Annotated in this window: 10 protein-coding genes and 1 pseudogene; 3 read left to right on the plus strand and 8 right to left on the minus strand. The window is 70.3% G+C overall.

Features of this window, described 5'->3' with window-relative positions:
• Window positions 1-275 precede the first annotated feature (275 nt).
• Window positions 276-1,337 (minus strand): aspartate-semialdehyde dehydrogenase, encoded by a 1,062-nt coding sequence (locus tag ASD23_RS11025; RefSeq protein ID WP_235507718.1) that lies wholly within the window; start codon window positions 1,335-1,337, stop codon window positions 276-278.
• A 174-nt stretch (window positions 1,338-1,511) separates the two neighbouring features.
• The gene (locus ASD23_RS11030; protein WP_056010274.1) at window positions 1,512-2,786 is read right to left on the minus strand and encodes an aspartate kinase; all 1,275 of its coding nucleotides are present in this window, start codon (window positions 2,784-2,786) and stop codon (window positions 1,512-1,514) included.
• Window positions 2,787-2,917: 131 nt separating this feature from the next.
• Between ASD23_RS11030 and ASD23_RS11035 the strand changes: the two genes are divergently transcribed.
• On the plus strand, window positions 2,918-3,412 hold the full coding sequence (locus ASD23_RS11035) for a hypothetical protein (RefSeq protein ID WP_056010276.1): 495 nt from the start codon (window positions 2,918-2,920) through the stop codon (window positions 3,410-3,412).
• Between the two features lie 6 nt (window positions 3,413-3,418).
• Here ASD23_RS11035 and ASD23_RS11040 read toward each other — a convergent pair whose 3' ends face one another.
• Genes ASD23_RS11040 through ASD23_RS11050 form a run of 3 tightly spaced genes read right to left on the minus strand, consistent with a single transcriptional unit; the run spans window position 3,419 to window position 6,867 of the window.
• Window positions 3,419-3,778 carry a nuclear transport factor 2 family protein gene (locus ASD23_RS11040; protein WP_056010278.1) on the minus strand — a complete coding sequence of 120 codons (360 nt, stop codon included), beginning with the start codon at window positions 3,776-3,778 and terminating at the stop codon, window positions 3,419-3,421.
• 45 nt (window positions 3,779-3,823) lie between these two features.
• The gene (gene recR / locus ASD23_RS11045) at window positions 3,824-4,420 is read right to left on the minus strand and encodes a recombination mediator RecR (RefSeq protein WP_056010280.1); all 597 of its coding nucleotides are present in this window, start codon (window positions 4,418-4,420) and stop codon (window positions 3,824-3,826) included.
• A 2-nt stretch (window positions 4,421-4,422) separates the two neighbouring features.
• A complete protein-coding gene (locus ASD23_RS11050; protein WP_056010282.1) occupies window positions 4,423-6,867 on the minus strand; it encodes a DNA polymerase III subunit gamma and tau in 2,445 nt (814 codons plus the stop codon).
• Between the two features lie 78 nt (window positions 6,868-6,945).
• On the opposite strand from ASD23_RS11050, the gene ASD23_RS11055 reads away from it, so the two are divergent.
• Window positions 6,946-7,317, plus strand: a complete 372-nt coding sequence (locus tag ASD23_RS11055) for a TraR/DksA family transcriptional regulator (protein ID WP_056010284.1) — start codon at window positions 6,946-6,948, stop codon at window positions 7,315-7,317.
• Between the two features lie 61 nt (window positions 7,318-7,378).
• Here the strand turns inward: ASD23_RS11055 and ASD23_RS11060 are convergent.
• The 3 genes and pseudogenes from ASD23_RS11060 to ASD23_RS11070 all read right to left on the minus strand — a co-directional run.
• On the minus strand, window positions 7,379-9,292 hold a 1,914-nt coding region (locus ASD23_RS11060), incomplete at its 5' end, for an IPT/TIG domain-containing protein (protein ID WP_235507719.1).
• 1 nt (window position 9,293) lies between these two features.
• A pseudogene (locus tag ASD23_RS19450) lies at window positions 9,294-10,058 on the minus strand (IPT/TIG domain-containing protein); the annotation flags it as partial.
• Window positions 10,037-13,042: an IPT/TIG domain-containing protein gene (locus tag ASD23_RS11070; protein WP_056010290.1), complete on the minus strand. Its 3,006-nt coding sequence runs from the start codon at window positions 13,040-13,042 to the stop codon at window positions 10,037-10,039. The pseudogene ASD23_RS19450 and the gene ASD23_RS11070, both read right to left, overlap by 22 nt.
• Before the next feature lie 233 nt (window positions 13,043-13,275).
• On the opposite strand from ASD23_RS11070, the gene ASD23_RS11075 reads away from it, so the two are divergent.
• Window positions 13,276-13,905 carry a SipW-dependent-type signal peptide-containing protein gene (locus ASD23_RS11075; RefSeq protein WP_157377066.1) on the plus strand — a complete coding sequence of 210 codons (630 nt, stop codon included), beginning with the start codon at window positions 13,276-13,278 and terminating at the stop codon, window positions 13,903-13,905.
• Window positions 13,906-13,910 lie beyond the last annotated feature (5 nt).

Raw genomic sequence — 13,910 nt, forward strand, 5'->3', positions numbered from 1 at the left:
ATTCCGCTACCTCTTTCGTCATTGCAGGAGGGCCGGCGTCGAGCGCCGGATCGGGGGAACTGCTACCTCAGTATTCTGTATACAAAACTCAGAAACGTCAAGATCATCGAGGTCACGAACCGGCAACGGCTGCCGGCGGCCGGTCGAGGATCGCAGCGTTTCGAGACCCTCGAGTGGGTCTCGAAACGCGCTGGCGCACCTCCTCGACCGGCGAACAGCGAGAACGACGGATGCCCCGTGGCCGGTCGGCCACGGGGCATCCGTTCGTGATGGTGCTAGACCGCGGCAGGCAGTTTCGCCGCGATGAGCTCTGCGATCTGCACGGCGTTCAGCGCCGCGCCCTTGCGCAGGTTGTCGTTCGAGACGAAGAGCACGAGGCCCTTGCCCTCGGGCGCCGACTGGTCTTGGCGGATGCGCCCGACGTAGCTCGGGTCGGTGCCGGCCGCCTGCAGCGGCGTGGGCACCTCGGAGAGTTCGACACCGGGGGCGACGGCGAGCAGCTCGGTCGCCCGCTCGGGGGTGATCTCGTTCGCGAACTCGGCGTGGATGGTGAGGGAGTGACCCGTGAAGACCGGCACGCGCACGCAGGTGCCCGCGACGCGAAGCCCCGGCAGCTCGAGGATCTTGCGGCTCTCGTTGCGGAGCTTCTTCTCTTCGTCGGTCTCGAGGTCGCCGTCGTCGACGATCGAACCGGCGAGCGGGATCACGTCGAAGGCGATCGTGCGCGGGAACTTCTCGGCTGCCGGGAACGTGACGGATGCCCCGTCGTGCACGAGCCCGATCGTGTCTTGCGAGACGGCCGCACGGGCCTGCTCGAGCAGCTCCTCGCCGCCCGCGAGACCCGCACCCGAGACCGCCTGGTAGGTGCTCACGATGAGCCGCTCGAGACCGGCCTCGTCGTGCAGCACCTTCAGCACGGGCATCGCGGCCATGGTCGTGCAGTTGGGGTTCGCGATGATGCCCTTCACGGCCTGGTCGATCGCGTGCGGGTTCACCTCGCTCACGACGAGCGGAACGTCGGGGTCCATGCGGAAGCCGCTCGAGTTGTCGATGACCGTGACGCCGGCGGCGGCGAATCGCGGCGCCTGTGCTTTCGAGAGCGTGGCGCCGGCGGAGAAGATCGCGATGTCGAGCCCGCTCGGGTCAGCCGTCGAGGCGTCTTCGATCACGATGTCGTCGCCCTTCCAGGGCAGCGTCGAGCCGGCCGACCGCGCCGAGGCGAAGTAGCGGATCGAGGCGACCGGGAAGTCGCGCTCCTCGAGCAGGCGTCGCACGACCGCGCCGACCTGACCGGTGGCGCCGACGACGCCGATGTTCACTCCGTTGGTGTTGGCCACGTGCACTCCTCCATCGCCCGGCAGCCGCTCGGCCGCCGGGAAGCGTTCTTCCATTGTCCCAGCCCGGGCGGCGCCGCCCGGCGGTTCGCGGAACCTTGGCAGGATTGCCCCGGGTTCCGCGAGGATTTCGATGGTCGAGCGGATGCGGCATCCGCTCGACCTGCGATCAGGCGATCAGCGCCCGGTGCCGCCGTGCACGACCGCGTCGTCGTCGCCGTCGAGCTCGAATGCCGAGTGCACGGCGCGGGCAGCAGCGTGCACGCTGTCGGCGCGCGTGACGACCGAGATGCGGATCTCGCTCGTCGAGATCATCTCGATGTTGATGCCGGCCGTGTAGAGCGCCTCGAACAGGCGGGCGGAGACCCCCGCGGCCGAGCGCATGGCAGCGCCGACGAGCGAGAGCTTGCCGATCTGGTCGTCGTACTGCAGCGAGAGGAAGCCGATGGCCTCCTGCGAGCCGGCGAGGGCCGTGAGCGCCCGCTCGCCCTCGGACTTCGGAAGCGTGAACGAGATGTCGGTGCGACCGGTCGAGGCGGCCGAGACGTTCTGCACGATCATGTCGACGTTCGCGTTGGTGCCGGCGACGATCTTGAAGATCTTCGCGGCGACACCCGGCTTGTCGGGAACGCCGACGACCGTGATCTTCGCCTCGGTCAGATCGACCGCGACACCTGCGATGACGGACTCTTCCACAGCTTCTCCTTCGGGAAGGCGCGCGGGGTCGTAGACGATGGTCCCCTCGCTGTTGTTGAACGACGAGCGCACGTGCAGGGTCACGCCGTGGCGGCGCGCGTATTCCACTGCGCGGATGTGCAGGACCTTGGCTCCGGATGCCGCGAGCTCGAGCATCTCTTCGCTCGTGATCCTGTCGAGCTTGCGAGCCTTCTTCACGATGCGCGGGTCGGAGGTGAAGACGCCGTCGACGTCGGTGTAGATCTCGCACACATCGGCCTCGAGGGCGGCCGCGAGCGCGACGGCGGTCGTGTCGCTACCGCCGCGGCCGAGCGTCGTGATGTCGCGGGTGTCGCGGTTGAAGCCCTGGAAGCCGGCGACGATGACGATCGCGCCGTCGTCGAGGGCTTCGCGCAGGCGAACCGGCGTGACGTCGACGATGCGGGCGGCGCCGTGCGTGGCATCCGTGATCATGCCGGCCTGGCTGCCCGTGAACGAGCGCGCTTCGTGGCCCATGCCCTTGATCGCCATCGCGAGCAGCGCCATCGAGATGCGCTCACCGGCCGAGAGCAGCATGTCGAGTTCACGGGGCGCGGGAAGCGGCGTGACCTCGTTCGCGAGATCGAGCAGCTCGTCGGTCGAGTCGCCCATCGCGGAGACCGCCACGACGACGTCGTTGCCGGCCTTGCGGGTCTCGACGATGCGCTTGGCGACCCGCTTGATGCTCTCCGCGTCGGCGACGGACGACCCGCCGAACTTCTGCACGATCAAGCTCACGTGGTCTCCCAGGGGTGGTTTGCTGGCTGCCGCTCGGGTGGCCGGCGCCGGAAGCACCATCATACGGCGGGCCCGCATACGCGCCCGGCTATGTGACGTCCGCGAGAGCGAGGCGGCGGTAGCGTGGTCCCATGTCGGAGCCGCTGGCGAGCTGGTCGGAGTTCAACGTCGCGATGGTGGGCGCGACCGCCGCCCTCGCGGGCCTCCTCATCGTCGCGATGTCGGTGAACATCGCCGAGATCATGAAGTCGGTGACGCTGCCGCCCCGTGCCGCCTCCTCGATCGCGGCGCTCGTGCTGGCGATCACGGCGGGCGCGTTCGGGTTGGTCCCCGGTCAGCCTGCCATGGCCTACGGCATCGAGGTGCTCGTCGCGGCGCTCGTCGCCGGCGTCTTCCAGGTGCACGCGATCCGGGTGGTCGCCGGGGAACGCCACGTCGCTCCGACCGAGCGGGCGCTGAAGAGCGTCGCCGGGGTGCTGCCCGTCGCGGCCTTTCTCACCGGCGCCATGCTCGTGATCGGCGGCACGGTCGAGATCGGCCTCATCGTCATGGCCGTCGGCTCGGTGCTCAGCATCATCGCGGCGCTGATCATCGCGTGGGTCGTGCTCGTCGAGGTGCTGCGGTAGTCGCGATCAGCCCTCGTGCGGCCGCGGCATGTACCACTCGGTGTACTCGGTGGCGCGGCCGTCGTCGGTTAGACGGATGATCCAGAGATTCAGGTAGTCGCGCTCGGCCGGGTAGTCGGTTCGCCCCTGGACGACGACGAAGTCGTCGTGCTCGTGCACGATGTGCCAGTCGAACGCCCACGAACCCGGCTCGTCGAGGTCTTCGAGCCAGCCCGCGACGATCGCGTCGCGACCGATGCGGGGCTCGGAATCGGGACTCGTGAGATATCGGGCGTCATCGGTGAAGAGCGCCCCGATCTCGGCCGGGTCGTTCGACTGCCATGCCGCGACGTATCCCGCGACCCACTCCGCACCCTTGCTCGCCATGGCTCCGTTCTAGCCGCGCGCGAGCGGAGCGTCAAGCGCCCGAGGTCAGCCGACGACGCGGCGACCCTCGAATGCGCGGCCGAGGGTGACCTCGTCGGCGTACTCGAGGTCGCCGCCGACGGGGAGGCCGGAGGCGAGTCGCGTGACCCGGATCTCGAGCGTCGAGAGCAGGCGGCTGAGGTAGGTCGCGGTCGCCTCGCCCTCGAGGTTCGGGTCTGTCGCGATGATGACCTCGGTCACCGTCGCGTCGGCGAGTCGCTGCATCAACTGGCGGATGCGGAGCTCGTCTGGGCCGATGCCGTCGATCGGGCTGATCGCGCCGCCGAGCACGTGGTAGAACCCGCGGAACTCGCGGGTGCGCTCGATGGCGACGACGTCTTTCGCCTCCTCGACCACGCAGATGAGGGCGGGGTCGCGTCGCGGGTCACGGCAGATGCCGCACGTCGCCTCTTCGGAGACGTTGCCGCAGATCTCGCAGAACCGCACCTTCTCGCGGATCTGCATGAGGATCTCGGCGAGGCGGCTGACGTCGAAGTGCTCGGTCTGCACGATGTGGAACGCGATGCGCTGGGCCGACTTCGGGCCGATGCCGGGCAGACGCCCGAGCTCGTCGATCAGTTCTTGGACGATGCCTTCGTACATGATCAGCCACGCTCCCCGAAGCCGGGCCGGGCCGGCGCTTCGATCTCTTCGAGGAACGTGGCACCGAGCACCTCGCGCACGACGGCCTCGCCGTACCGCTGGATGCCGTCGCCGCCAGCATTCGGCTGCGGGCGGGTGACGCGCTGGGGTGCCCGGTCGGCACGGGCAACCGGAGCCGATGCCGGTGCAGCCGCCGGTGCGGACGAGGCCTCGACGATCACATCGGGTTCGGGCCCCGGATCGAACGGCGGCTCCTGGTCTTCTGGAGGCGCGTCGGCATCGTCGGGCGGAGCGTCGAGGTCGACGCGCGCGGCCGCCGAAGGAGCCACGGTAGGCTCGACGACCGTCGCCGATGGCGCAGAGCGGGCTGCGGGCGACTCCGGTCGCTCGGCGAGTGCCGTCGCGGTGCGGCTGCCCGACGCCGCGGACTCGGCGCCGTCGCTCTCACTCGGATCGCGCGGGATCGCCACGGTCGCCCACGAGTCGACCGGGCCCGACGGCGCCGGGCCCGTTGCCGCCGGGTCGGAAGCTGATGGACGCGACGCGGATGAGCTCGAGGCCTGGTTCGATCGCGTCTCGGATGCCGAGGGACGCGCTGCGGCTGCAAGGCCCTCCCCCTGCACTGCTGCCGGACCCGTCGCCTCAGCCGTCGGAGCGCCTGCATTCGGCATCGACGGCGTGACCGGCTGCTGCGGTGTCGCGGGTGCCGGCGGGGTCGCGGCCGGCGAACCACCGGTCGGCGTGCCGCCGGCCCCGTCGACCCGCGCCACGAACTTCACCCGGACGCCGAGCACGTCGACGATCGCTTCGCGGAGCAGTTCGCTGACGCTCTGCCCGGGCGCACCGCCGCGGAACCCGGCGACGTCGTGCTCGCTCGGGAAGGCGAGGACGAGCACATCGCCGTCGCGGAAGTCGCGCACCTGCGCGGTGAAGGCGACCATCCAGGCGCTGCGCTTCGTGCGCTGCAGCGAGGAGAGCACTTCTGGCCAGGCATCGCGGATCTGCTGGAGCGTGACCGGTCCGACGGGTTTCGCCGGCCGAGCGGCTTCGGACACGTCGGGCGCAGTGCCCGCGCTCGCGGGCACGGGCGCCTGAGCCGCCGGCGTCGCCTCGGACTTCGCGGCCGCGGATGTCGCAGGCGCACGCGACGCCGAGGTGACGTCGCCGACCGCTGCCGGCGGCGACGGCCGTTCGGCGGGAACCCGAGCGGCCGGTGTGGCCGGCTCAGCGCGAACGGCGGGGCTCGCGTCGGGCGCAGCAGGAGCCGCTCCGACGGCGTCGGCCACGCCGACCCGGCGCTCGAGCCGCTCGACGCGCACGAGGGCGCCGCGCTCGGTGTCGTCGGCCGCCGGCACGAGCACGCGCGCGAGCATGAGCTCGAGGTGCAGGCGCGGCGACGTGGCGCCGGTCATCTCGGTGAGGGTCTGGTTGACGAGGTCGGCGACGCGGGAGAGCTCCGCCTGGCCGAACGCCGCGGCCTGGGCCGCCATGCGGGCCAACTCGTCTTCGGGTACGCCGCGCAGGACCGCAGCAGCGGTCTCGGGCGACGAGGCCGCGACGACGATGAGGTCGCGCAGCCGCTCGAGCAGGTCTTCGACGAAGCGACGCGGGTCTTGGCCGGTCTGCACGACCCGGTCGGCCGCGGCGAACGCCCCCGCTGCATCGCCGGCGCCGATCGCATCGACGACCTCGTCGAGCAGCGCACCATGCGTGTACCCGAGCAGCGCAACGGCCCGCTCGTAGTCGATCGTGGGCCCCTCGGAACCGGCGATGAGCTGGTCGAGGAGCGAGAGCGTGTCTCGCGGCGAACCGCCGCCCGCTCGCACGACGAGCGGCAGCACGCCCGGCGCGACCTCGACCCCCTCTTCGGTGCAGAGCTGCTGCACGTACTCGAGCATCGGCCCGGGCGGCACGAGGCGGAAGGGATAGTGGTGCGTGCGCGACCGGATCGTGCCGAGCACCTTGTCGGGCTCGGTCGTCGCGAAGATGAACTTGATGTGCTCTGGCGGCTCTTCGACGAGCTTCAGCAGGGCGTTGAACCCCTGCGGCGTGACCATGTGGGCCTCGTCGAGGATGAAGATCTTGAAGCGATCACGCGCAGGGGCGAACACGGCGCGCTCGCGCAGGTCGCGCGCATCGTCGACGCCGTTGTGGCTCGCCGCGTCGATCTCGACGACGTCGAGCGACCCGCCGCCGCCCCGAGCGAGCTCGACGCAGCTGGGGCAGACGCCGCACGGGACATCCGTCGGGCCCTCTGCGCAGTTCAGACAGCGCGCCAGGATGCGCGCCGACGTCGTCTTGCCGCAGCCGCGAGGGCCGCTGAACAGGTAGGCGTGATTGACACGATCGGTGCGGAGCGCCGTCATGAGCGGCTCCGTCACCTGGGACTGGCCGATCATCTCGGCGAACGTCTCTGGCCGGTAGCGGCGATACAGGGCGGTGACCACGTATCAATCGTAGTTGCCGCGTCCGACACCACGGCCGGATGTCAGGGGCGTACCATGCGGGAATCGGAAGGGGGCGTCATGACGTCGACGATGACACCGGCACAGCTCGATCGGTTCCGGACGAAACTCCTGCAGGAGCGGGCCGATGCGGAGGGCAGGTTCGCCGAATTCGGCGACGTCATGAGCGAGGTACGGGCCGCCAGGTCCGGCGCCACCGCCGATGACGAACACGACCCCGAGGGGCCGACGATGACGCAGGAGTGGTCGCAGCGAACTGCGGTGCTCGCCGACGCTCGTGCGGAGCTCGCCGACATCGATCACGCCCTGGCGCGCATCGACGACGGCAGCTACGGCTTCTGCGCCAATTGCGGCAAGCGCATCACCGTGCCGCGCCTCGAGGCGCGGCCCACTGCCGAACTCTGCATCGACTGCGCGCGGCACGCCCGCTGACGAGCCCGACGGGCGGATGGCCCGTTCGCAGCAACCGCTGCGAACGGGCCATCTCCGTCGATCAGCGCTGAGTGCCTCGGCGTCGACGCGCGACCACCATCGCCGCTGCGCCGATCATGAGGGCGAGCACCCCGAGCAGCGTCGGGACGATCGGCTCGACACCGGTCGACGCGATGCTGCCGCCCGCCGCAGCACCGGACGAGCCGCCGGCGGCGACGTAGCCGAAGCCGCCGGGCAGGCTTCCCGTACCGCAGCTCGCGCTGCCGACCACGGTGATGTCCACGGTGCCGGTGCCGGCCGGCGAGACGGCCACGATCGTGGTGTCGTTCACGACCCGGAACGAGGTCGCCGGCGTCGAACCGAATCGCACCGCGGTGGCGCCCGTGAAGCAGTGGCCCGAGATCGTGACCTCGGTGCCGCCTGCCGGCGGACCCGTCGGCGGTGTGACCCCGTCGACCGTCGTGACCGGGGTGAAGGTGAACACCAGCGGCGCGGATGCCCCGTTCGGTGTCGTCACCACGATGTCGGCTTCACCTGCGGCGTGAGCCGGCGTCGTGAACGTGATCTCCGTGTCGCTCACCTGCGTGAATGGCACCGGGACCCCGTCGACCGTGACGCTCGTCGCCCCACCGAGCTGGGTGCCCGCGATGGTGACCGGAGTTCCGCCGGTCTCCGGCCCGTTGTCGGGGGTCAGCTCCGTGAGGACCGGCGGGGGCAGGTACGTGAACGGCAGCGCGTTGCTCGCCCCGCCCGGCGTCGTCACGACCACGTCGACCGGCCCGGCCGCATGCGCCGGTGTCGTGAACGTGATCTCCGTCTCACTCACCTGCGTGAAGGGCACGGATGCCCCGTCGACCGTGAGCCCGGTCGCGCCGGCCAGGTCGGTGCCGGTCACCGTGACGAGCGTGCCGCCGGCGGCAGGCCCCTCATCGGGCGCCAGTGCTGTCAACGCCGGAACGTCGAAGTACGTGTACAGCAAGCCGTTGCTGGAGCCGCCCGGCGTCGTCACCGAGACGACGGCGTTGCCCGCGACGTGCGGCGGGGTGGTGAACGTGATCTCCGTGTCACTCACCTGCGTGAAGACCGCCGACACCCCGTGGATCGTCACCTCGGTGGCACCAGCGAGATCGGTGCCCGTGATCGTGACGAGCGTGCCGCCCGCCGTCGGCCCGGCATCAGGAGTGAGCGACGTGAGCGCCGGCCGTGGCACGTACGTGAACGGCAGAGCGTTGCTCGGCCCGCCTGGCGTCGTGACGACCACATCGACCGCGCCGGCAGCGTGCGCCGGCGTCGTGAACGTGATCTCCGTCGGACTCACCGGCACGAACGACACCGCGACACCGTCGACCGTGACGCTCGTCGCGCCGCCCAGGTCGGTGCCCGTGATTGTCACGGGCGTGCCACCGATCACAGGACCCTCATCGGGCGAGAGCGCCGTCAGCACCGGCACCGGCACGAAGGTGAACGGCAACGCGTTGCTCGCCCCGCCCGGCGTCGTGACGACCACGTCGACCGCGCCCGCCGCGTGAGCCGGCGTCGTGAACGTGACCTCCGTCGGACTCACCTGCGTGAACGGCACCGAGACGCCGTCGACCGTGAGCTCCGTGGTACCGGCCAGACCGGTGCCCGTCACCGAGACGGGCGTGCCGCCGGTGACCGGCCCCTCATCGGGCGCCAGCTCCGCCAGTACGGGCAGCGGCACGTACGTGAACGGCAGAGCGTCACTCTCGCCACCCGGCGTCGTCACCGTCACGTCGACCTCACCCGCCACGTGCGGCGGAGTGACGAACGTGATCTCGGTGCCGCTCACCTGCGTGAACACCACGGATGCCCCGTCGATCGACACCTCGGTCGCGCCCGCCAGGTCGGTGCCCGTGATGGTCACCAAGGTGCCACCGGCCACCGGCCCCTCATCGGGATCGAGCTCGGTCAGCACCGGTGCCGGCACGAAGGTGAACGGCAACGCATTGCTCTCNGATGGTCACCAAGGTGCCACCGGCCACCGGCCCCTCATCGGGATCGAGCTCGGTCAGCACCGGTGCCGGCACGAAGGTGAACGGCAACGCATTGCTCTCGCCGCCGGGCGTCGTCACCGTCACGTCGACCGTGCCCGCCACATGCGGCGGAGTGACGAACGTGATCTCGGTTCCGCTCACTTGAGTGAACTGAACGCTGACACCGTCGATCGACACCTCGGAGGCACCCGCGAGATCGGTGCCCGTGATGGTCACCGACGTGCCACCCGCCACCGGTCCCTCATCGGGAGCCAGCGACGTCAGCACCGGGACCTCGAAGTACGTGAACGGCAGCGCGTCGCTCTCGCCACCCGGCGTCGTCACCGTCACGTCGACCGTGCCCGCCACATGCGGCGGAGTGACGAACGTGATCTCGGTGCCGCTCACCTGCGTGAACACCACGGACGCCCCGTCGATCGACACCTCGGAGGCACCCGCGAGATCGGTGCCCGTGATGGTCACCGACGTGCCACCCGCCACCGGGCCGGCATCAGGATCGAGCTCGGTCAGCGCAGGCGCCGGCACGTAGGTGAACGGCAGGGCGTCGCTCGGGCCGCCGGGCGTCACGACGATCACGTCGACCTCACCCGCCACGTGCGGCGGAGTGACGAACGTGATCTCGGTGCCGCTCACCTGCGTGAACAGCACGGATGCCCCGTCGATCGACACCTCGGTCGCGCCCGCCAGGTCGGTGCCCGTGATGGTCACCAAGGTGCCACCGGCCACCGGCCCCTCATCGGGATTCCTGCGGCGTGCGGCGGCGTCACGAACGAGACCGTCGTGTCATTCACCTGCGTGAACGGCACCGATGCCCCGTCGATCGTCACCGCCGTGGCCCCGGCGAGGGCTGTGCCCGTGATGGTGACGATGGTGCCGCCGATCGTCGGACCCTGGTTCGGATCGAGGGCGGTCAGCGACGGTGCCGGCACGAACGTGAAGGGCAGCGCGTTGCTGACCCCCAGCGGCGTCGTGACGACCACGTCGACGGCTCCCGCCGCGTGAGCGGGGGTCGTGAACGTGATCTCGGTGTCGCTCACCTGCGCGAACGGCACGGATGCCCCGTCGATCGTCACGAGCGTCGCGCCTGCCAAGCCCGAGCCGGTGATCGTCACGGGCGTGCCGCCCGAGATCGGGCCGAGGTCGGGATCGAGGGCCAACAGCGCCGGCCCGGGCAGGTACGTGAACGGCAGCGCATTGCTCGGCCCACCGGGCGTCGTGACGACCACGTCGACCGCTCCTGCCGCGTGGGCCGGACTCGTGAAGGTGATCTCGGTGTCGTTCACCTGCGTGAACGGCACCGTCACGCCGTCGACCGTGACGCCCGTCGCCTCGCCGAGCGCGGTGCCCGTGATCGTGACGGGCGTGCCGCCGGCGGCCGGGCCCTCGTCAGGCGCGAGCGAGACGAGCACTGGAGCGGGAACGTAGGTGAACGGCAGCGCGCCGCTCACACCTCCGGGCGTCGTGACGACCACGTCGACCGGGCCGACAGCGTGTGCAGGGGTCGTGAAGGTGATCTCGGTGTCGCTCACCTGCGTGAACGTCACCGATCCGCCATCGATCGTCACTCCGGTGGCGTCGGCCAGGCCGGTGCCCGTGATGCTCACGATGGTTCCGCCCGCGACCGGACCCGAGTCGGGCGTCAGCGCGGTGAGCGCCGGCACCGGAATGTACGTGAATGGCAACGCGTTGCTCGGTCCGCCGGGCGTCGTGACCACGACATCGACGGCACCGGCGACGTGCGCCGGGGTCGAGAACGTGATCTCCGTCGCGCTCACCTGCGTGAACGGCACCGACACGCCGTCGACCGTGACCTCCGTCGCACCCGCGAGATCGGTACCCGTCACCGTGACAGGGGTACCACCCGCGACCGGGCCCTCATCGGGCGAGAGCGCCGTCAGCACGGGAACCGGCACGAACGTGAACGGCAATGCGTTGCTCGGCCCGCCCGGCGTCGTGACGACCACATCGACGGCTCCTGCAGCATGGGCCGGAGTCGTGAACGTGACCTCCGTCGCGCTCACCTGCGTGAAGGGCACGGGCACGCCATCGACCGTGAGTCCGGTCGCACCGGCCAGGTCGGTGCCCGTCACCGACACGGATGTGCCGCCGGTCACCGGCCCCTCGTCAGGAGTCAGGGCGGTGAGGACCGGCGCCGGGGGCGCAAGGGAGTTGGGCCCCACGAGTGCGCGCGCCAGGTTGAGCTGCAGCAGTTCGGGCACGATCGTCGTCGGCAGCAGGCTCAGCCGGAGTGCCGTCTCCTGGAACACCGCACCCTGCACCGGCGGCTCGGGTTCCTGCACGTTCGCAAGCAGGGACACCACCGTGTCGAGCAGCTCGATCGCCGGGTTCAGCGAGTTGATGACAGGGTTCAGGACGTTGGTCGTCAGCGAGGTGAGGAAGGTGCCGAGGGCACCGGTGGTGGGGCTGATCACGGCGTTCACGATGGGGGCGAGCGCCCCGAGGATGATGGCGTCGGTGAGCCCGGTGATCGGGAGCAGCCCGAGCGCGGTGATGTCGACGACGGCCGTGCCGTTCGCGATCTGGAGCAGGGTGCCGTCGACGGTCACGTTGACGAGCGGTACGAGTCCGATCGCGTTCACGTCGACGTCGATCGTGACCGTCGCGTTGTTCAGTGCCGTGGTGATCGCCGTGCCGAGATCGTCGACGAGGCCGTCGATGAGCGCAGCCACCTGGGTGGTCACTTCCGTGAGGACCGCAGCGGAGAGCAGCTCCGTACTGGGGTCCAGTCCGTTGAGACCTCCGACGAGCTGGTCGAGGTCGAGGGTGATGGTGCCGGCGGCGAGGTTGATGACGACGCCCCCGCCTGAGTCGAGTGGAGCCGCGAGGATCGGCGCCACTGCCGCAGGCAGGTCGACGGTGACCGAGGCCGATGCATCACCGAGACCGCCGACGGCCAGCACGCTGTCGACGGCGCCGAGTACTCCGGAAACGAGCGAGCCCGAGGGACCGGCGAGCCCGTCGACCGCGGTGTCGAGCGTGGCGACGGCTCCGTTCACGGAGCCTGTCACGCCTTCGATCACCGGGCTGTCGAGCACGACCGTGGCACTCGCGATCTCGTAGTCACCGACTGGTATGCCCCCCGCGGCCACCGAGGCGTTCGCGCTGACGACGCCGAGAGCCAGGTCGAGATCGGAGATGGTGCCTGCGAAGCCCGTGCCGAGCAACTGGGCGAGGTCGAACGTCATCGGGCCGGGCGCGACCCCGGGAGCCGGGGTGACACCGGTTCCGATCGCCCCGGCATCGGAGATGAGGCCCGATGCGCCGATCGACGAGGCATCCGTCGCGGCGCTCGCGTATTGCCCGACGACGCCCGCATTCGTGAAGTTGATCGGCAGTTGGATGCCGCCACCGATGTCGACGTTCAGCAGGCCGAGGGCACCGAGGCCGAGGTTCTGGGAGTTCGTCTCGGGCGTGACACCGTCGCTCGTGGCCGTCTCGCCGTCGATGCCGACGACGGCGTCGAGGTTCATGAGATCGAGGAGCGAACCCGAGAGGAACTCCCCCTCGGCGTGCGAGGTGTCGCCGGGCGCCGCCTGCGCGGGGATCACCGCGCCGGCCGACAGCAGGGCGAGCGTGCCGCCGAATGCGAGCGCTCGGAATGCCGCACCTCTGCGCGGTACCCGCTCGGCTCGGTGCGCACCGCGGCGACGGCGCGCAGGCGAATTGGTCGTCGAACGATCCGAACGCATCGGATACCCCCCCAGATATCGTTGTGCTTCCCCCGAGCACCCGCCGTCATCGCCGTGCGCTCATGCACAACCTAGGGCGCGATCGGGCCCCGGCGGAAGAGTTTGCGGGAAATCCCCCATCGGGGGGTCATTCGTGTCCGCAGGAAAGGGGACTTCGGAGCGGCGGATGCGGCGAATAGGCTCCGGAGCATCGTGCATGACGTGGTCGGGGGACCAGAGCCGGGGGGCGCATCATGAGTACAGGCACGCAGGTCGACGAGCGGATCGACGACGGCGGTTCCCGTCCGGGATCGAACCGGCGGCGCAAGGTTTCGGCCATTCTGGCGGGCGGGCTCGTGCTCGGCGTCGGCGCCGCCATCACCTTGGCGGCGTGGAACGACTCCGAGTTCGCGACCGGCACCTTCGGGTCGGGCCAGTTCGGCATCGAGGGCAGCACGGATGGCACGGCCTTCTCGAGCAGCCCGACGTCACCGGGCAAGACACTCGCGTTCGAGGTCGACGCCGACGCGCTCGCTCCCGGCGACACGGTCTACGCGCCGTTCGCCGTGCAGCTCGAGGCGGGGTCGACGAACGCCGCGGGTGTGCAGATCGAAGCGCTCGGTGCCGACCCGATCAGCGCGGACCTCACGTACCGGCTGATTCAGCCGACTGCCTTCGGATGCGACTCGACGACCACCGGCACCGTGCTCGTGCCCGACTCCCCGACGACGGCCGGCGGACTCACCGACGCCTTCGACCTCACCGCGGTGACGACCCCGGTGAACCTCTGCTTCGTCGTGACGGCGGGCCCCGATCTCGACCCGAACCTCACGGGCACCGTGAGCTGGGTGTTCATCGGCACGTCCACGACGCCGCTGCCGTAGGGAGT

This window comes from Agromyces sp. Root1464 (assembly GCF_001427265.1).
Classification (GTDB): Bacteria; Actinomycetota; Actinomycetes; order Actinomycetales; family Microbacteriaceae; genus Agromyces; species Agromyces fucosus.

Excerpts from the sequence above, each read along its gene's own strand:
- ASD23_RS11035 (WP_056010276.1), top strand. The coding sequence starts at position 2,918 with ATGTCGGAGCCGCTGGCGAGCTGGTCGGAGTTCAACGTCGCGATGGTG.
- ASD23_RS11040 (WP_056010278.1), bottom strand. The coding sequence starts at position 3,778 with ATGGCGAGCAAGGGTGCGGAGTGGGTCGCGGGATACGTCGCGGCATGG.
- recR (WP_056010280.1), bottom strand. The coding sequence starts at position 4,420 with ATGTACGAAGGCATCGTCCAAGAACTGATCGACGAGCTCGGGCGTCTG.
- ASD23_RS11055 (WP_056010284.1), top strand. The coding sequence starts at position 6,946 with ATGACGTCGACGATGACACCGGCACAGCTCGATCGGTTCCGGACGAAA.
- ASD23_RS11070 (WP_056010290.1), bottom strand. The coding sequence starts at position 13,042 with ATGCGTTCGGATCGTTCGACGACCAATTCGCCTGCGCGCCGTCGCCGC.
- ASD23_RS11075 (WP_157377066.1), top strand. The coding sequence starts at position 13,276 with ATGAGTACAGGCACGCAGGTCGACGAGCGGATCGACGACGGCGGTTCC.